Here is a 19226-nt window from a genome sequence, read left to right as displayed (position 1 = left end):
GTACCCTCGGGGCGATTTCAGCCAGCACGACGCCGGGAAGGGGCCAGGTCATCAGCGACAGCATGCGGCCGAAGACAGTGCGTGAGCTGGGGGAGTTCGCACTGATCGAGCGGATCAACACGGGACGGGTGCAGGCGCCCGGCGTGCTGCTCGGCCCCGGTGACGACGCCGCCGTGGTGGCCGCGCCGGACGGCCGGTTCGTGGTCACCACCGACATGCTGATCCAGGATCGACATTTCCGGCTCGACTGGTCCGATCCGCGCGATATCGGGCGTAAGGCGATCGCGCAGAATGCCGCCGATGTGGTCGCGATGGGAGCTGTCCCGACCGCATTCGTGGTGGCGTTCGGCTGTCCGGCCGATACGCCACTCGAGCTGGTGGACGGACTCACCGACGGAATGTGGGCCGAGGCGCGGCGCGCGGGCGGCTCCATCGCGGGCGGCGATGTGGTGCGCAGCCCTCAGTTGGTCATCTCGGTCACCGCGTTCGGCGATCTGGACGGCCGCGCGCCGATCACCAGAGCCGGTGCGCGCGTGGGGGATACGGTCGCGGTGGTTGGCCGTCTCGGCTGGTCTGCTGCTGGGTTGGCGGTGTTGACCGGCGGATTCGATCCGGCAGACGAACTCTTCGCCGAAGTGCTCGCGGCCCATCGGGCCCCGCGGCCGCCCTATTCGGCGGTGCTGGCCGTGGTCGCCGATTCCGTTGCTGGAGTCGGCAACTCGGGTGCCGCCTTGGCGGATGGACTGCTCGGCTCGGAGCACATCGGGGTGTCGGATCAGTCGAACGCGACGGAGTTCGGATCCGAAGGCATTATCGGATCTCCCACCGAATGGCCGCCGATACCCACCGCGCTCACCGATATCTCGGACGGATTGCTCGCGGATCTGGGGCACATCGCCGAGGCATCCGCTGTCGCCATCGACGTCGACTCGAAATCATTGCGCGATCCCGCTTTGGCGAATATCGCGCGGCGTCTGGATGCCGATGCGACGCAATGGATTCTGACCGGCGGTGAGGATCACGCCTTCGTCGGAACCTGGCCCGCGCACCGGGAGCTACCGCCCGGCTGGTTGCCGATCGGACGGGTGCTGGCAGGTCACGGCGTCACCGTAGACGGGGTGCGGCATCCGGGCAATGGGGGCTGGGAATCGTTCAGCGGGGTGGACTCGGCATCCGAGCCCGAGCCACGATAGGTTGTGCGGTCATGGGCGCGAAACCACTGACGGAAATCATGGATCCGGGCTGGGCGAAGGCTCTCGAACCGGTTGCGGCACAGATCTCGGCGATGGGCGAATTCCTGCGCGCGGAGAATGCGGCGGGCCGCGGTTATCTACCGGCCGGTGACAATGTGCTGCGGGCCTTCCAGCGTCCGTTCGATGCGGTGCGCGTATTGATCGTCGGCCAGGATCCGTATCCGACGCCGGGACATCCGATGGGCCTGAGTTTCTCTGTCGCCCCGGATGTTTCGCCGGTTCCGCGCAGCCTGGCCAATATCTTCGCCGAATACAGTAAGGACCTCGGCTACCAGACGCCATCCAATGGCGACCTGAGCCCGTGGTCGGATCAGGGCGTGCTGCTGCTGAACCGAGTTCTGACGGTTTCGCCGGGGCAACCCGCCTCACACCGCGGCAAGGGCTGGGAAGCGGTGACCGACCAGGCGATTCGCGCGCTGGTGGCCCGGGACGAGCCGCTGGTCGCGATCCTGTGGGGTCGTGACGCGCAAACACTGAAACCGCAGCTCACCGCGGCCGAGGTGCCCTATATCGAATCCGTGCACCCGTCGCCCCTGTCGGCCTCGCGCGGCTTTTTTGGTTCGCGACCCTTCTCACGAGTGAATGAACTACTCGACGAATTGGGTGCTGAACCTGTTGACTGGCGCCTGCCCTAGATCTCGGGCGTCGAGGTTAAAACACAGTAGAGGAGCATAATTTCATGCAGAACAAGACCGTTCGCGGCGCACTGCGCGGCACCACCGCCACGCTGGCCCTGTGCGCGGCCCTGGCCGGCGGCAGTGCGGCGGCGAATGCGGCCGGGTTGCCGCTCGAGCCCGCCACGGAGACCTCCGCGCCGAATACCGCCGCTCCGGTCGGCGAGGAATTCACCTCCAATGGCTCCTCGACCATCTCGTCCTCGGTGAATGCCAAGGTCGCGTGCCTGCTGCAGAACACCATCAGCGCGCAGGGCAAGTGGGACTGCTGAGGTCCCATTTATCGGGGCTCGCATGAGTCCCCGCGGTAGCTGTGCGATCGTAGGATCGTGAGTAATGCGAACAACCTTCTCGATCCGATCCGGCTGCGACTGCGCGGTTCGGATGGGATCGAGCTGGCCGCCGACCAGTTCGGCCCGGCGGACGGCCCGCTCGTCCTGTTCCTGCACGGTGGTGGTCAGACCAGACACTCGTGGAAGCAGACCGGTGCGAAGCTGGCCGCCGCCGGGATGCGGGTCGTCACGCTGGACGCGCGCGGCCACGGCGACAGCGCTTGGTCGTCGACCGCTGATTACCGGCGTCACACGATGGTCGCGGACCTGGTGGCGGTCCTCGAACAGCTGGCTGCCCCCGCGGTCGTGGTCGGTGCGAGCATGGGCGGGATCACCGGCCTGCTCACCACCGCGGATCCGGGCGGCGCGCCGATCACCGCACTGGTGCTCGTCGACATCGTCACCCGACCCGAACCCGCCGGTGTCGCGCGGGTGATCGACTTCCTCGGCAAACATCGCGACGGCTTCGACAGCCTCGAGCAGGCAGCCGACGCGGTCGCGGAATACATGCCGCATCGGCCACGGCCCAAGAACACCGACGGCCTGCTGCGCAATCTGCGCCAGCGCGACGGCCGATGGTACTGGCATTGGGATCCGGATATGCTCGGCGACCGCGTCGAGGATGCGAGCGAAATGGTCCCGCAGCTGGAGGCCGCCGCGCGCGCCCTCACCATTCCGGTGCTGCTGGTACGCGGCATGCAATCCGATGTGGTGACGCCGGAAGGCGCCGCGGAATTCCAGGCATTGGTGCCGCATGCGCAGCTGGTCGAGATCGGCGGCGCGGCGCATACCGCGGCCGGTGACGACAATGATTCGTTCACCGACGCGGTCGCGAAATTCGTGCTCCAGGTGCGCGGTTAGCTACCGGTTCTGGTAGTCGGGCTTGCGCTTCTCGACGAAGGCATCCACACCCTCGCGCCCGGCCGGGCTGTTCGCCGCGGCGCTGATGGCGTCGCGCTCGTAGTCGAGCTGATCGCTCAGCGTCGACGAATTCGACCGTGCCAGTAGCGATTTGATGCTCGCGTAGGCCGATCGCGGTCCGGCGGCGAGGGTTCGGGCCACATTCAGTGCCTCGGCCCGCACCTGCTCGTCAGCGACGAGCCGACTCAGGATGCCGAGGCGCACCGCCGTTTCGGCGTCGAGAATCGCATCGGTGAGCAGGATTTCGCGGGCGCGTCCAGCGCCGACGATCCGCGGCAGCGTCCAGGACATGCCGCCGTCCGGGCTCAACGCAATGCCCGGATACGCCGGGCGCAGCTTGGTGCTCGGACCGCCGATCGCGATATCCGTCGCGCACACCAGGCTCATCCCGGCTCCGGCCGCCCAACCCTGCACCCCGGCGACGACGGGCACTATGGTCTCGTCGAGCGCGCGCACGAAATCGTGCAGATCCGTCGCGAGGCCGTAGATATGACCGGCCCGGTCCTCGGCCGCCGCGAAGCCGCGCACATTGCCACCCGCGGAGAAATTCGGTCCGGCGCCCGTCAACAGCACGGCACCGATCTCGCGGCCCGCGGCCCGCAGTGCCTCGGTGCCCGCGTTGATACCCGCGAAGTCCAGCGAAGTGCCGTTCGCGGCGGTCGAGATGGTGATTTGTAGTACGCCGTCGACAACGGTGACGTACTCGGTGTGCGTGGAAGTCATGGCCAGCACATTAGCTCCCCGCCTCGAGCCGACTTCCGGTCAGCGGCGCACCATGCGGACTTCGACGGCGGGGGTGAAGGCCTCGATGCGGCTGGTGCCGTCGAGTTCGAAGTGGTGTTTGCGGTAAAAGGCCTGGGCGCGTGGGTTCTTCTCGAAGACCCAGAGCGAGCACGGGATGTCGGGTGGGACGGCGGCGCGGATGAGATCGTGGGCGACGCCGGTGCCGTACCAAGTGGCGCGGACATAGAGGGCGTTGAGTTCGGTTGGGGTGACCGGTGATTCGTCGCGTGCCGCGCCCACGCTCGCGAAACCGATCACCTCATCCTCGACGAGCGCGACATAGGTGCTGCCCGGATAGCGGACCCGGACGCGTTCCCATTGCTCCGCGCGGCGTTCTACCTCGAACGCATCCAATATGTGGTCGGGGACCAGGCCGCGATAGGCCTCGCGCCAGCAGGCGATATGGCATTCGGCGAGGCCGTGGACGTATTCGGCGGGGAGTGGGGCTATGCGCCAGGCGGGCTGGGTCATGCAGACCATCGTTGTCGAGTGAGGTCGTCGATGACCAGGGGCCGCAGATGACAACGCCCCGAGCACCTGATGGTGTTTCGGGGCGTATGTCGGTCTCTGGGTGAATCAGCCGCGAACGACCTTGCCCGCCTTCAGGCAGGAGGTGCACACGTTCATGCGGCGGGTATTGCCCGGCGCGACCTGGGCGCGCACGGTCTGGATGTTCGGGTTCCAACGACGGTTGGTACGCCGGTGCGAGTGCGAGACCGACTTCCCGAAGCCGGGGCCCTTGGCGCAGACGTCGCAGACGGCAGCCATAGTCGCGAACTCCTTCATGTCATGTGGGGACCGCCGCACGTCGGCAGCATGTCCGGAAACAATGTCTTAATGCCCTGCCGACTGACGTCGGCCAGCGCAAACCCTCTCGGCCGCGCTAGGCAACCCTGCAAGGGTAGCTGGCGGCGCCCGGATCCACCAAACCGGGTCATGGAATGACGACCCGTGGGCACACCCGATGGTAGTGGATCGGTGTCGCCGATCGACTGTCGGTATCGCCAGCTAACCTGGCCAACGGTGGCAGAACCTTTCGAGCGATCTGCCAGCAGTCGCTTGGGTGCGGGTGGCGGTGTGAACGATCGCGGAGAGAGGTGGCGGTGCCCGGAGTGCGGGACATGATGGGTGATGGCCCCGACGCGGGACTGCCTGCCGTTGCCGGGCCGAATGAGCTGAACGGCACGGGTCTACTGCGCTGGGGCCGAATCTGCCTCGAAGGCCTGCAGCAGCGGCGCGAGGAGATCAACGCCCTCAACGTCTTCCCCATCGCCGACGCCGACACCGGTACCAACATGCTCGCCACCATGCGAGCGGCAATGCAGGCCGCGGATGCCGCCGTGATCTCGGCGCGCGGGTCCGAACGATCGGATGGCGCCGCGACCGAGGGTGTTGCTGCGGACGGCGACGCGGTCGCCGGTACTGCGGTGTCGGACGCCCGGGCGGTCAGTGGTTTTGCGGCGGTTGCCGGGACGATCGGCGGTGCCCCGGTATCGGACACCCCGACGACGTCGCCAGAGGAGTTCGCGAACCGAGTTATCGCCACGAACGGCATCGATCGCCGCGGTCTGTCTGATTCCGCGGCGCGTGGGAGCTCGCGGAACGGCCCCAGCGCGGCGCTGTGGGGTGCAACTGCCGACGGGTATCCCGACTCGAGCGAATCGCTCTCGACGCACGATGTGGCCGTGGCTATGGCGCGCGGGGCGACGCTCGGGGCGCGCGGTAATTCCGGGATCATCCTGTCGCAGGTGTTGCGGGGGATTGCCGAGGCGGTGCGCGGTGGGCCGCTGACGGCGCAGACGTTGCGCGACGCGCTGGCCACCGCATCGGCGCTGGTGCGGGAATCGTTGAGTGTGCCGGTCGAGGGGACCATTCTGACCGTCCTGGATAGGGCCGCGGAATGTGCCGCTGCCTGCTCGGAATCCGCACTGGCCGAGGTGGCGGTGGCGGCGGCCGATGGCGCCGCCAAGGCGCTCGGTGATACACCCGCCCAGCTCGGTGTGCTGCGCCGAGCGGGGGTGGTCGATGCGGGCGCGCGCGGGTTGGTCGTGCTGCTCGATAGTCTGGTCGCCCTGACCCTCGGTGAGACACCCGCTCGGCCGGGATACGCGCGCGGCGAATTCGTATTCGCCGGTGACCAGGCGGGTGCTGATCGTGGCACCCTCGCGGCGCAGGCTGGTTCCGCTCTGCGAGCCGACGCCGAACCGTATGGCAGCTGTGCCGAATCCCTGAACAGTGCCGACCTGAACAGTGCCGAACCTCACTTCGAGGTGATGTACCTGCTCTCCGACACCGACGACCAACGAATCGCACACCTGCGCGACCGCCTCGCCGACCTCGGCGACTCCGTCGTGGTCGTTGGCGACGGCGCGGGCTCGTGGTCCGCGCACGTCCACTGCGCCGACGCGGGTGCCGCCGTTGAAGCGGGAATCGCCACCGGCACCCTCAGCGCTATCCGCATCGAAAGCTTCACCACCGACGCAGCCCGGGCACTTGCTGCGGATCGTACCGACGCTGCTGTTCGGCCTGTTCATGTTGGACGCGCAGCTCCGTCTCCGCGTGCTGCCGCCAGCGGGCACCACGATGCAGCTCCCACCGGTGAGGCCGGCGGGCACCACGATGCAGCTCGCACCGGTGAGGCCGGCGGGCACTCTGACACAGACCCTGCGAACGCTACGGGGCGGGTTGATGCCGGCGCGCGGCTTGGAGGTACTGGGCACGCGGTTCCGTCCGCGCATGTTGATGGTGGCGTGCACCGCGATTCAGCGCCCGCCGATAAAGCGGATCGCACTGATGCTCGGGGGCACCGCGATTCAGCCCCGGCGGACCTTGTGGATCCCGCTGATGTGGCCGCTCAGCCTGGTAGTGCCGGACGCACTGACGCGACCGCACGCGTTCAGTTTTCCGGCGTGTCCATCCGATCGGGCGTTGCCACGCACACCGGATCCGATCACGAAGGGCCCGCAGATCGCGCCGTTCTGGCTGTCGCATCGGGGGACGGCGCGGCGGCGCTGTTCGAGGCCGGGGGTGCGGTGGTGCTCGGCGGTGATGGGCGGGTGACCAGTGCGGCGCTGCTTGCGGCGATTCGGCAGCTGCCTAATCGGGAGGTGTTGGTGCTGCCGAACGGCGCGCTGCCCGCGCATGAGCTGGTTGCGGTCGGTGTTGCGGCTCGTGACGCGCATCGGGACGTGTTGTTGTTGCCGAGCGGGTCCATGGTGCAGGGGTTGGCGGCGCTGGCGGTGCATGATTGCGGCCGGATCGCGGTGGACGATGCGTTCGCCATGTCGGAGGCGGCGGCCGCGACCCGTTGGGGCTCATTGCGTGCTGCCACAGAGCGGGCGCTCACCATGGTCGGCACCTGCGAGGCCGGTGATGGGCTGGGGCTGGTCGGTCATGATGTCGTGGTGATCGATCGGGATGCGCCGAGCGCGGGGCGGACCCTGCTGGACCGGATGCTCGCCTTCGGCGGTGAGCTGGTCACCCTGCTCATGGGTGTGGCGGCCCCGGCCGAACTCGCGGACGAACTGGCCGGGCATATCGCGAACGGCTTTCCCGGTGTCGAGGTGAGTGTGTATTTCGGTGGGCAGCAAGCGGATCTGGTGCAGATAGGGGTGGAATAGGAATATGGCGACACTCAGCGATCGGCTGGACCACCTGCTCGGCGTGAAGGCAGCCGAGCCGCTCGCCGACGCCTTCGACATGCATACCGTCGAGGATCTGTTGCGGCACTACCCATTACGCTACGCCACCCAGGGCCAACCGCTCACTCAGGAGCAGCCGGAGGAGGGCGCGCACATTACTGTCATCGGCCGGGTGACGAAAACCGAACTGCGCCCGATGAAGAACCGCAGGGGCCGACTGCTCAAGGTCGCACTCGACACCGGTTCGGTCACCCCGATCGATATCACCTTCTTCAACGGCGACAAGGTGAGTCACCTTGTCCGCGAAGGGGTCCGGGCCATGATGTCGGGCACCGTGCACTGGTGGCGCCCGGATCGCTGGAACCTCTCGCATCCGGATTATCTGATCCTGCCCGAGAAGGAAGAGGACTCGATCGAGAACCTCACCTCGGTACGCGGCGGCGGCGCACTGCGTGGATTGGCGCAGAGCGCGAAAGGTAAAGGGGGAGTGGATGTCTCGTTCTTCGAACGCGAATACATCCCGGTGTACCCCGCGACCGCCAAGGTGCAGAGCTGGGATCTGCTCGCCTGTGTCCGGCAGGTGCTCGACCAACTCGACCCGATCGACGATCCGCTACCAGGTGACCTGCGCGAGGACCGCGGGCTGGTGAAGATCTCCGACGCACTGCGCCTGATCCACCTGCCCGAACGCAAGTCCGATATCGAACAGGCCAGGGAGCGTTTGCGTTTCGATGAGGCGCTGGCATTGCAACTGGTGCTCGCCGAGCGGCGACATGATGCGGAGGCGCGGGCGGCCCGGCCATGTCCGCCCCGATCCGACGGTATCGCAGCGGCTTTCGAAACCCGCTTGCCGTTCGAGCTGACCGAGGGACAGCAAAAGGTGATCGCGGAGATCTCCGACGATCTCGCGCGCAGCCATCCGATGCACCGGCTACTGCAGGGTGAGGTGGGTTCGGGCAAGACCATCGTCGCACTGCACGCCATGCTGCAGGTGGTCGACGCCGGTCAGCAATGCGCACTGCTCGCGCCGACGGAAGTCCTTGCCGCCCAACACTATCGGTCACTGCGCACGATGCTCGGCGATCTCGGCACCGCCGGTGAACTCGGTGCCGCCGAGAACGCGACCAAGGTCGTGCTGGTAACCGGCTCGATGTCGGCATCGGCCAAAAAGGCCGCGCTACTGGATGCGGTCACCGGCGAAGCGGGCATCGTGATCGGCACGCACGCACTCATCCAGGACGCGGTGGAGTTCTTCGATCTCGGCATGGTGATCGTCGACGAACAGCATCGGTTCGGTGTGGAACAGCGGGACGCGTTGCGCGCCAAGGCGAAAGCCGGTACCAGCCCGCATCTGCTCGTCATGACCGCGACCCCGATCCCCCGCACCATCGCCATGACCACCCTCGGTGATCTGGAGACCTCCACCCTCACCCAGCTGCCCCGGGGCCGCTCGCCGATCGTGTCGAAGGTGGTGCCGCGCAAACAGCATCCGAACTGGGTCGACCGTGCCTGGGAGCGCATCCTGGAGGAGGTCGGCGCCGGACGGCAGGCCTATGTGGTGTGCTCGCGCATCGGCGACGACGAGGAGAACGGCAAGGCCCGCAACGGAAAGAAGTCCGGTAAGGCAGAGGAGAAGGAAGGCCCGACCACGGCCGCCGCCCTCGAGGTCTTCGACATGCTGCGCACCGGTCCGCTCGCGAGCGTCCGGGTCGGCCTGCTGCACGGCAGACTCCCGACCGATGAAAAAGACCAGGTAATGCGGGCATTCAACGACGGCGACATCGATGTGCTGGTCTGCACCACGGTCGTCGAGGTCGGCGTCGACGTGCCCAATGCAACCGTCATGGTCATCGTGGACGCGGATCGCTTCGGTGTCAGCCAGCTACATCAGCTGCGCGGCCGCATCGGCCGCGGCAAACATCCCGGCCTGTGCCTGCTGATCACCGACGCGGGCCCCACCGGCACCGCCATGGCCCGCCTGGACGCCGTCGCCGCCACTACCGACGGCTTCGAACTCGCCGTACTCGACCTGCGCCAACGCCGCGAAGGCGACGTCCTCGGCGCCGCCCAATCCGGCACCGCTCGCTCCCTGCGCTTGCTCTCGCTACTCGACGACCTCGAAGTCATCACCGCCGCCCAAAGCCTCGCCCGCCAGGTAGTCGAATCCGACCCAGGCCTACACCACCACCCAGGCCTGGCCACCATGATGCACGCCGCTGTAGACGCCGAACGCTTGGAGTACCTGGCGAAGTCTTGATCGAGAATGCGCTGCTGGACAGGCCCTACTCGACGTTTGCACTGCATCAGTGCATGCTGGTCAATTGTCCGGCTAGCGCAGGGCTCGGGGGTAGGGAAGATCGGTGCTGATGTGCTCGGTGACTGCGAGAGGGTTGCCGATTTGGGGGAAGGCGCGCTGCGGGCAGGAGGGGCGCTCGCAGACCTTGCAGCCCGCGCCGATCGGGACCGCTGCGGCCGGACTGTCGAGTTGTAGACCATTGGCATACACCAGCCGGTCGGCGTATTCGATATCGCAACCCAGCCCGATCGCGAAATCCTTTGTCGCCGTGCCAAATCCGTGTGGCCCGGCCAGCGCGGTGCGGGCGATCCAGAGGTAGCGGCGACCATCTGGCATCGCCGCCATCTGGGTCAGGATGCGACCCGGATTGGCGAAGGCCTCGTGCACAACCCACAGCGGGCAGCTGCCGCCTACCCGGGAGAAATGGAATGCCGTGGCGGACTGGCGTTTCGAGATATTGCCCGCCCGATCGGTGCGGACGAGGAAGAACGGAACGCCGCGCTGTCCCTGCCGCTGCAGGGTGCTCAACCGGTGGCAGATGGTTTCGAAGCCGACCTCGAAACGCAGGCTGAGCAGATCGATGTCGTAGCGCAGTTCCTCGGCCGACCGCAGGAAGCGGCCATACGGAAGTACCAGCGCGCCCGCGAAGTAGTTGGCCAATCCAATGCGCGCCAACGTCCTGGATTCGCCGGTGAGTGACGGTGTTTCGGCCAGTACGGCATCCAAATCCTTGCCGTACAGCAGAAACCCGAGAGTGGTTGCGATTTGAAATGCACGCTGCCCGGGACGCAGCCGCCGCGCCAGCGTCAGCGTGCGGCTGTCCGGATCGTAATGTCGTTTCGGGATGGACGGATCCGCGCCATCACCGCGCACCAGCACGGTGACCCCCGCGCGCTCCTCGGCGACCCTCGCGAGTTGCCGATCGAGTGACCCGATGCTCAGACCACACTCCTCGAAGAGCTGTTCTGCCGCATGATCGAGTTGCGCGATGTGATTGTGATGGTCGTAGAAGAAATCCCGCACATCCTCATACGGCATGGGCACGCCGGGTGCGCCCGCTGGCGCGGCTACCCGCGCGGAGAGTAGATCGAGTTGATCGGTCGCGGCGCGCAATCGCCGATGCATCGCGACGACGATTCGAGACACCTCCGGAAGTCGCGTCGCCAGCTCTTCCACCTCTGTCAGTGGCGCACTGTCACCGCCCGCCGCATCGACGAGGACCTCGTGCAGATCCGAGACCAGCCGGGCATCGGAGTCGGCGGCGAAAAATTGCACGTCGAGGTCGAAGGTGGAGTTGAGCTTCAGCAGCACCGGAATGGTTAGCGGTCGCTGATCGCGCTCGAGCTGGTTGAGGTAGCTGGGCGATAGATCCAGGGATTTCGCCAGCGCCGCCTGGGTCATCCGCCGTTCCTCGCGCAACCGTCTCAGTCGGGCGCCCGCGTACATCTTGCGCACCGCAAGATGGTAGCCCTCGCAATTCGCAATCATCGCAAATTGAAGGATTCTCGCCCGCAGAAATCTGCTGTTGCAAGGGATTTTGCCGAAGATCAATCCTGCGTAGCGTGCGAAGTAGGGCAGCTGGCTCGTCTGGCGTCGGAGTGCCGCAGCGCGAACTGCTGGTCAGGGGCTGATCCTGGCGCAACCAAGCGATTGTTTGGTGTAATCGGTGCGATCGAATCGACCGATGTGCCCGATCGCATCGGCGCAAGGAAGCGAGCGAACTTCAATGCCGAGCCCCGACGAAATCGTCACCGCCATGTGCCGCAGCTGGTCCGATCCCGACCCGGACCGGATCAGCGCCTTCTTCGCCGAAGACGCCGTCTACCACAACATTCCGATGGAACCCGTCAGCGGCCGCGCCGCCATCCGCGATTTCATCGCCGGTTTCCTCAACACCTTCGAATCCATTGAATTCGACGTCCACCACCAGGTTGCCGCCGGGAATATCGTCATGAACGAACGCACCGATATCTTGCGCGGCCTCGGCAAAGACACCCCGCTGCCGGTAGTGGGCGTCTTCGAGGTCGCAGACGGCGCCATTACCGCCTGGCGCGACTATTTCGATATGGCCGCCATCAACCGCGCCTTCGGAACCGCGCCTGCGGCCGAATAATCGAGGGAACCGAATCGGTCGCCCATGCGTCGAATAGGACATCGGGGGTGATATCTGATGGCGACGTATAAGGAGGGGTATGCATGGATCGTTGCTCGGAATGTCATACGGCCTGGCGGCGGGGACTGAGCGCGCGGTCGCGCATGCGCCCGATGGTCCGCAACGGCGAGAGTTGTGAGAGGTACACACCGCGTCGTCGGCTCCGGCCCTTCCCCGGGGCCGAATCTCATTGATACGCAGCCCGATAGCGCGGTGACCAAACCGCGCTATCGGGCTGCACGATCTTCTAGCGCACCGCGGCCGCAGCAGCGACCAAATTGCGCAATGACGCCTCGACCTCGACTGGTCCACGCGTCTTCAACCCGCAGTCCGGATTGACCCAAAGCCGTTCGGCGGGAACGGCCTTCAGTGCGGCGCGCAGGGAGGCGGTGATTTCCTCCACACTCGGCACCCGGGGTGAGTGGATGTCGTACACACCCGGTCCGACGCCGAGATCGAAGCCCGCGGCATTCAAGTCGTCGAGCACTTCCATATGCGAGCGCGCCGCCTCGATCGAGGTCACATCGGCATCCAATCCGGCGATCGCATCGATGACCTCACCGAATTCCGAATAGCAGAGATGGGTGTGGATCTGTGTGGCATCCGATACCCCGGAGGTCGCCAACCGGAACGCGCCGACCGACCACTCGAGGTACGCGCCCTGATCGGCCGCGCGCAGCGGCAGCAGTTCCCGCAGTGCGGGCTCGTCGACCTGGATGATCCGAATACCCGCGGCCTGCAGATCGACCGTTTCGTCCCGGATCGCCAGCGCCACCTGACGTGCCGAATCCGCCAACGGTTGGTCATCGCGCACGAATGACCAGGCCAGAATCGTCACCGGGCCGGTCAGCATGCCCTTGACCGGCTTATCGGTCAACGATTGCGCGTAGCCGATCCAATCCACCGTCATCGGTGCGGGCCGCGCCACATCTCCGAACAGAATCGGTGGCCGCACGCAACGGGTGCCGTAGGACTGCACCCAGCCCGCGTCGGTGGTGGCGAATCCGTCGAGCTGCTCGGCGAAGTACTGCACCATGTCATTGCGCTCCGGCTCGCCGTGCACCAGCACGTCCAGGCCCAGTTTCTCCTGCAACGCGATGACATCCGCGATTTCCGACCGCATCCGCCGCGCGTATTCGGTCTGATCGATCTCACCCTTGCGCAGTGCCGCACGCGCCAGCCGGATCGCCGAGGTCTGCGGATACGAACCGATCGTCGTCGTCGGCAACGAGGGCAGCCGCAGCCGCTCGGCCTGTAATGGCCGCCGCTGTTGCGCGGGAGCCCGCCGAGTTGCATCGGGACCCAGCGTGGCCAGGCGCGCCCGCACCTGCGGATTGCCCAACCGGGGATCGGTGCGCCTAGTGGCGAGAGCGGCACGGACCATGGCCAATTCATCGCAGATCGCCTCGGACCCCGCACTCAGTCCGGTCGCGAGCAACCGCACCTCGGCGACCTTCTCCGCACCGAAGGCCAACCACGAACGCAGCCGCTGGTCTAGGCCGGTTTCGCTCGCCAAGGAATAGGGCACGTGCAGCAACGAGCAGGAACTCGATACCGCAACGGACTTCGCGCACCCCAGCAGCGTGCCGAGCATCGTCAAAGCCTTATCCAAATCGGCCCGCCAGACATTTCGCCCGTCGACCACACCCGCCACCAGCAGCTTGTTCACCAGTGCCGGCACACCGGAGAAGTCCGCGTCTATGGTGAAATCCAGTGCGATACCTTCGATTTCGGTCTCGGCCAAAGCGCTCAACGCAGCACCTGGCTTGCCGAAGTAGGTGGCCACCAGCAGTGCTGGACGATCCGTCGCGGCCGATAGTTCGGCGTAGCTGCGCCGTACGAGTTCCACCTCGTCAGCCGTCAGGTCGGTGACCAGGACCGGCTCGTCGAGCTGCACCCACTGCGCGCCCGCCGCGGCCAGCAGCCGCAACAGCTCCCGATAGAGCGGCACCAACTCCTCCAGGCGATCCAACGCCGCACCACCGGTCGCCTTCGCCAGCTTCAGGAAGGTGATAGGCCCGACCACCACCGGACGCGCGGGCACCCCGAGTGCGAGCGCCTCCCGCAGCTCATCCAACACCTTCGACGGATCCAGCGAGAACACCGTCTCCGGACCGATTTCCGGCACCAGATAGTGGTAATTGGTATCGAACCACTTGGTCATTTCCAGCGGCTCGACCGTATCGGTGCCGCGCGCCGCCGCGAAATAGCGATCCAGCGGATCGGCGATACCGGCCACCCTGGGCGGCAGCGCGCCGAGCAGCACGGCGGTATCGAGCACCTGGTCGTAATAGGAAAAGGTGCCGACTGGGATGGAATCCAGACCGGCCCGCTGCAATTCGGTCAACTGATTGTGCCGCAGGTCAGCGGCGATCGCGTGCAGCCGCTGCGCGTCGATGCGTCCGGCCCAGTAGGACTCGGTGGCGCGCTTGAGCTCACGGTGCGGCCCCACCCTCGGGAGACCGAGAACCGTCGCGGTGAACGGGTTATGCGTAACAGTCACGAATTTCTCCAGTGCTGAGATCGAAGACCATCGCCCTACGAGCTAGCGGAGACCGAGTGACGTGCCGGCGCACCGACGGAGCCCGACAATCACACCAGAGGTCCGCGCGCCCAGTCCACGAGGCGGTGGCCGCCGGATACGGCGTATCCGACACGGCTGGCAGGTCTTCGGACTTGCGGGCACGGGCCTTCTGGCCGACCCCGTACGGGGCTCACCTACTGGCCGTCGCTTCCCGGGCTGACCATTTCGACCTGCAAGCAGTCGCTACAGACCATTTCGAGCGACCTGCAAGCAGTCGCTACAGACCATTTCGAGCGACCTGCAAGCAGTCGCTACGGCCTACCCAGTGCTGATGACGGCGGTCGTTCCTGCATACCGCTGCGGGACAGTCCCGGATTCTCACCGGGTTCCCTCTCGTCCGCGCACCGGTTACCCGATCCGCGAACTCGACTCCGTAACGCGACGATGGGGCTCCATCTCGTCTGCGCACGGCGAACCAGCTGCGTCGACCAGCATAGTCGGTAGCGCCATCCGATTTCCGTGCTACGCCAGTCAACACACAGTTATGTGTCAGCGATATGAACACAACTTCGCAAGCCTGCTAGGACTCGTTGTGAAGATTCCTGCGAAAGGGACTTCCCTGTCAGGCCACGATTCCGGGGCGGGTACCTTAGTTCAATGTTCTCGAAAGTCTTGGTTGCCAACCGTGGCGAGATCGCCATCCGCGCCTTCCGTGCGGCCTACGAACTCGGCATCGGGACAGTCGCCGTCTTCCCGTACGAGGATCGCAACTCGGTCCACCGGTTGAAGGCCGCGGAGTCCTACCAGATCGGCGAACAGGGGCACCCGGTTCGGGCGTACCTGTCGATCGAGGCGATCATCGCGGCGGCCAAGTCCGCGGGTGCCGACGCCATCTACCCCGGTTACGGCTTCCTCTCCGAGAACCCGGACCTCGCGGCGGCCTGCGCCCGCGAGGGCATCACCTTCATCGGTCCGTCGGCCGACGTGCTCGAACTGGCTGGTAACAAGGCCCGTGCGATCGAAGCGGCGCGGGCGGCGGGGCTGCCGGTGCTGAAGTCCAGCGCCCCCTCCGCCGATGTGGACGAACTGCTGGCCGCATCCGAGGTCCTGGATTATCCGATCTTCGTGAAGGCCGTAGCGGGTGGCGGTGGGCGCGGTATGCGCCGGGTGGCCGATCCGGCACAGCTGCGCGAATCGATCGAGGCCGCATCCCGTGAGGCGGAGTCGGCCTTCGGTGATCCGACCGTCTTCCTGGAACAGGCCGTGGTGAACCCGCGCCACATCGAGGTGCAGATCCTGGCCGACCAGCACGGGAATGTCATGCACCTGTTCGAGCGCGACTGTTCGGTGCAACGCCGCCACCAGAAGGTGATCGAGCTCGCGCCCGCCCCGAACCTGGATCCCGCACTGCGCGAGCGCATCTGCAACGACGCCGTGGCCTTCGCTCGCCAGATCGGCTACAGCTGCGCGGGCACCGTCGAATTCCTGCTCGACGAGCGCGGCAACCACGTCTTCATCGAGATGAACCCGCGCATCCAGGTCGAGCACACGGTGACCGAGGAGATCACCGATGTCGATCTGGTGCAGTCCCAGCTGCGCATCGCGGCGGGGGAGAGCCTCGAACAGCTCGGCCTGAGCCAGGACAAGGTCGCCATTCGCGGTGCGGCCCTGCAGTGCCGGATCACCACCGAGGATCCGGCCAACGGCTTCCGCCCCGACACCGGCCGCATCACCGCCTACCGCACCCCCGGTGGCGCGGGCATCCGACTCGACGGCGGCGCGAACCTGGGCGCGGAGATCGGCGCCTACTTCGACTCGATGCTGGTCAAGCTCACCTGCCGCGGCCGCGATCTGCACGCTGCGGTGGCGCGCGCCAGCCGTGCACTCGCGGAATTCCGCATTCGCGGCGTCACCACCAACATCCCGTTCCTGCTCGCGGTGCTCGACGATCCGGACTTCAGGGCGGGCCGGGTCACCACCTCGTTCATCGATGAGCGCCCGCAGTTGCTGACCCTGCGCGGTTCGGCCGACCGCGGCACCAAGATCCTCAACTACCTCGCCGATATCACCGTCAACAAGCCGCACGGCGAGCGTCCGACCACGGTGTATCCGCACGACAAACTGCCCGCCATCGATCTGAGCGTGCCGCCGCCGGACGGTTCCCGTCAGCGGCTGCTGCGCCTGGGCCCCGAAGGCTTCGCGCAGGCGCTGCGCGAGCAGAAGGCCGTCGGCGTCACCGATACCACCTTCCGCGACGCGCACCAGTCGCTGCTGGCCACCCGCGTGCGCACCAATGGTCTGCTCGGTGTCGCCGGACATGTCGCGCGTCTGACACCGGAACTGCTCTCCATCGAGGCTTGGGGCGGCGCGACTTACGATGTGGCGCTGCGCTTCCTGTTCGAGGACCCGTGGGAGCGGCTGGCCGCGCTGCGCGAGGCGGTGCCGAATATCTGTCTGCAGATGCTGCTGCGCGGACGAAACACGGTCGGCTACACACCGTATCCGGAGCAGGTGACGCGCGCATTCGTGCAGGAGGCGACCGACACCGGTATCGATATCTTCCGCATCTTCGACGCGCTCAACAATGTCGATCAGATGCGCCCGGCCATCGATGCGGTGCGCGAAACCGGTACGGCCATCGCGGAAGTCGCGATGAGCTACACCGGCGACCTGTCCAATCCGGACGAAAACCTCTACACCCTCGACTACTACCTCAAGCTCGCCGAGCAGATCGTCGATGCGGGCGCGCACGTGCTGGCCATCAAGGATATGGCGGGCCTGCTGCGCGCTCCGGCCGCCGCGACCCTGGTCTCCGCGCTGCGCAGGAACTTCGACTTGCCGGTGCATGTGCACACCCACGACACCCCCGGCGGTCAGCTGGCCACCTATCTCGCCGCCTGGCAGGCCGGTGCCGACGCGGTCGACGGCGCGAGTGCCGCCATGGCCGGAACCACTTCTCAGCCAGCGCTTTCCGCGATCGTGGCGGCTGCGGCGCACAGCGAATTCGACACCGGCCTCAACCTGCAGAATGTCTGCGACCTGGAGCCGTACTGGGAGGCGCTGCGAAAGGTGTACGCGCCCTTCGAATCCGGGCTTCCCGCGCCGACCGGCCGGGTGTATACCCACGAGATCCCGGGCGGTCAGCTGTCGAATCTGCGTCAGCAGGCGATCGCGCTCGGTCTCGGTGACCGCTTCGAAGAGGTCGAGGCGAAATACGCTGCGGCGGACCGACTTCTGGGCCGCCTGGTCAAGGTCACCCCGTCCTCGAAGGTGGTCGGCGACCTCGCGCTCGCACTCGTCGGTACCGGTGTCGACATCGAAAACTTCGCCGCCGATCCGGGCCGTTACGACATTCCGGATTCGGTAATCGGTTTCCTGCGTGGCGAACTCGGCAATCCGGCGGGCGGCTGGCCCGAGCCGTTCCGCAGTCGGGCACTGGCCGGTCGCGGACCGGCCAAGCCGGAGACCCCGCTGACCCCGGCGGACGAGGCCGGACTCGCCGGTTCCTCCGAACTGCGCCGTGCCACGCTCAACCGGCTGCTCTTCCCCGGCCCCACCGCCGAATTCCTCGCGCACCGCGAAAAGTACGGCGACACCATGGGGCTGTCGGCCAACCAGTTCTTCTACGGCTTGCGTCGCGGCGAAGAACACCGTGTGCAACTGGAGAAGGGCGTCACCCTGCTCATCGGACTGGAGGCCATCTCCGAACCCGATGAGCGCGGTATGCGCACGGTCATGTGCATCATGAACGGCCAACTGCGCCCGGTCGCCGTGCGCGACCGCTCCATCGCCAGCGATATCCCGGCCGCAGAGAAGGCCGATAAGAACAACCAGGGCCATATCGCTGCCCCGTTCGCCGGTGTGGTGACACTTGCCGTGTCCGAAGGCGATTCGATCGCGGCGGGCGATACCGTCGGCACCATCGAGGCGATGAAGATGGAGGCAGCGATCACCGCGCCGCGCGGGGGCATCGTCGGGCGCGTCGCGATCGGCAAGGTACAGCAGGTCGAAGGCGGTGACCTGCTGGTCGAACTGACGGTGCGCGAGTCCGCGGCCGAATGACCCGGATCGTCGCGGGTACCGCGGGCGGGCGCCGGTTACGCGTCCCGCCCGCGGGCACCCGCCCCACCTCCGATCGGGTGCGCGAGGCCCTGTTCAGCGCCCTCGACGCCCGCATCGATTTCGACGGCCTTCGGGTACTCGACCTCTACGCCGGATCCGGTGCACTGGGCCTGGAGGCCCTCTCACGCGGCGCCATGCACGCCCTGCTTATCGAGTCCGACCGCAAGGCTGCCGCCATCGTGCGCGGCAATATCGCCGACCTCGGTCTGCCGGGTGCCGAACTCCGCATCGGCTCCGTCGCCACCGTCCTGGCGGGCGGCGGTGCGGGAAAGTACGACGTGGTCTTCTCCGATCCGCCCTACGACGTCGACACCGCGACGGTCACCGCCGACCTACGCGCCCTCGCCGAACACGACTGGATGGCACCGGACGCCCTCGTCGTAGTCGAGCGTTCCATCCGCTCACCCGAGATCGTCTGGCCCGCAGGCTATATCCCCGCCAAGGCGCGCAAATACGGCGAAACCCGCATCGAACTAGCCGAGTTCGCCCCGGAGTAACTCCGCCATCGCGGCATTCGAGGTCACGATC

At 66.5% G+C, this 19226-nt stretch carries 14 protein-coding genes and 1 riboswitch; of the genes, 9 read left to right on the top strand and 5 right to left on the bottom strand.

What is annotated here, in order from left to right:
* Positions 1–62 precede the first annotated feature (62 nt).
* The 4 genes from thiL to ACIBJI_RS23315 are packed head-to-tail and all read left to right on the top strand — an operon-like array spanning position 63 to position 3120.
* Positions 63–1193 carry a thiamine-phosphate kinase gene (thiL, locus tag ACIBJI_RS23330; RefSeq protein ID WP_364341830.1) on the top strand — a complete coding sequence of 377 codons (1131 nt, stop codon included), beginning with the start codon at positions 63–65 and terminating at the stop codon, positions 1191–1193.
* 11 nt (positions 1194–1204) lie between these two features.
* On the top strand, positions 1205–1888 hold the full coding sequence (locus tag ACIBJI_RS23325; protein WP_364341828.1) for a uracil-DNA glycosylase: 684 nt from the start codon (positions 1205–1207) through the stop codon (positions 1886–1888).
* A gap of 44 nt (positions 1889–1932) precedes the next feature.
* The gene (locus ACIBJI_RS23320) at positions 1933–2199 is read left to right on the top strand and encodes a hypothetical protein (protein WP_364341827.1); all 267 of its coding nucleotides are present in this window, start codon (positions 1933–1935) and stop codon (positions 2197–2199) included.
* A gap of 57 nt (positions 2200–2256) precedes the next feature.
* Entirely contained in the window at positions 2257–3120 is an 864-nt protein-coding gene (locus ACIBJI_RS23315) for an alpha/beta fold hydrolase (RefSeq protein ID WP_396956178.1), read from the top strand.
* Here ACIBJI_RS23315 and ACIBJI_RS23310 read toward each other — a convergent pair whose 3' ends face one another.
* From ACIBJI_RS23310 to rpmB, 3 genes are all read right to left on the bottom strand, one after another.
* Positions 3121–3903, bottom strand: a complete 783-nt coding sequence (locus tag ACIBJI_RS23310; RefSeq protein ID WP_364341823.1) for an enoyl-CoA hydratase-related protein — start codon at positions 3901–3903, stop codon at positions 3121–3123.
* Between the two features lie 39 nt (positions 3904–3942).
* Entirely contained in the window at positions 3943–4434 is a 492-nt protein-coding gene (locus ACIBJI_RS23305; protein ID WP_364341821.1) for a GNAT family N-acetyltransferase, read from the bottom strand.
* Positions 4435–4539: 105 nt separating this feature from the next.
* A complete protein-coding gene (rpmB, locus tag ACIBJI_RS23300) occupies positions 4540–4731 on the bottom strand; it encodes a 50S ribosomal protein L28 (RefSeq protein ID WP_011210730.1) in 192 nt (63 codons plus the stop codon).
* A gap of 329 nt (positions 4732–5060) precedes the next feature.
* On the opposite strand from rpmB, the gene ACIBJI_RS23295 reads away from it, so the two are divergent.
* Positions 5061–7583 carry a DAK2 domain-containing protein gene (locus ACIBJI_RS23295; protein ID WP_397085631.1) on the top strand — a complete coding sequence of 841 codons (2523 nt, stop codon included), beginning with the start codon at positions 5061–5063 and terminating at the stop codon, positions 7581–7583.
* Positions 7584–7587: 4 nt separating this feature from the next.
* Positions 7588–9861, top strand: a complete 2274-nt coding sequence (gene recG, locus ACIBJI_RS23290) for an ATP-dependent DNA helicase RecG (RefSeq protein WP_364341819.1) — start codon at positions 7588–7590, stop codon at positions 9859–9861.
* A 72-nt stretch (positions 9862–9933) separates the two neighbouring features.
* Here the strand turns inward: recG and ACIBJI_RS23285 are convergent, their stop codons facing one another.
* Positions 9934–11355, bottom strand: a complete 1422-nt coding sequence (locus tag ACIBJI_RS23285; protein ID WP_364341817.1) for a short-chain fatty acyl-CoA regulator family protein — start codon at positions 11353–11355, stop codon at positions 9934–9936.
* Between the two features lie 271 nt (positions 11356–11626).
* Here ACIBJI_RS23285 and ACIBJI_RS23280 point away from each other — a divergent pair, with 271 nt between their 5' ends.
* Positions 11627–12013 (top strand): nuclear transport factor 2 family protein, encoded by a 387-nt coding sequence (locus tag ACIBJI_RS23280; RefSeq protein ID WP_364341816.1) that lies wholly within the window; start codon positions 11627–11629, stop codon positions 12011–12013.
* A 286-nt stretch (positions 12014–12299) separates the two neighbouring features.
* On the opposite strand, the gene metE is transcribed toward ACIBJI_RS23280, so the two are convergent.
* The gene (gene metE / locus ACIBJI_RS23275) at positions 12300–14555 is read right to left on the bottom strand and encodes a 5-methyltetrahydropteroyltriglutamate--homocysteine S-methyltransferase (RefSeq protein ID WP_397085628.1); all 2256 of its coding nucleotides are present in this window, start codon (positions 14553–14555) and stop codon (positions 12300–12302) included.
* Positions 14556–14695: 140 nt separating this feature from the next.
* Positions 14696–15000, bottom strand: a riboswitch (cobalamin riboswitch).
* A 233-nt stretch (positions 15001–15233) separates the two neighbouring features.
* On the opposite strand from metE, the gene ACIBJI_RS23270 reads away from it, so the two are divergent.
* Positions 15234–18638, top strand: a complete 3405-nt coding sequence (locus ACIBJI_RS23270) for a pyruvate carboxylase (protein WP_397085626.1) — start codon at positions 15234–15236, stop codon at positions 18636–18638.
* Entirely contained in the window at positions 18635–19195 is a 561-nt protein-coding gene (gene rsmD / locus ACIBJI_RS23265; RefSeq protein ID WP_364341810.1) for a 16S rRNA (guanine(966)-N(2))-methyltransferase RsmD, read from the top strand. Before ACIBJI_RS23270 ends, rsmD begins: the two co-directional genes overlap by 4 nt.
* The last annotated feature ends 31 nt before the right edge of the window (positions 19196–19226 follow it).

The sequence above is a fragment of the Nocardia sp. NPDC050408 genome, assembly GCF_044458905.1.
Taxonomy (GTDB): domain Bacteria; phylum Actinomycetota; class Actinomycetes; order Mycobacteriales; family Mycobacteriaceae; genus Nocardia.
Note: the sequence above shows the minus strand (reverse complement) of the source record. Positions and strands in the feature narration are given on the sequence as shown.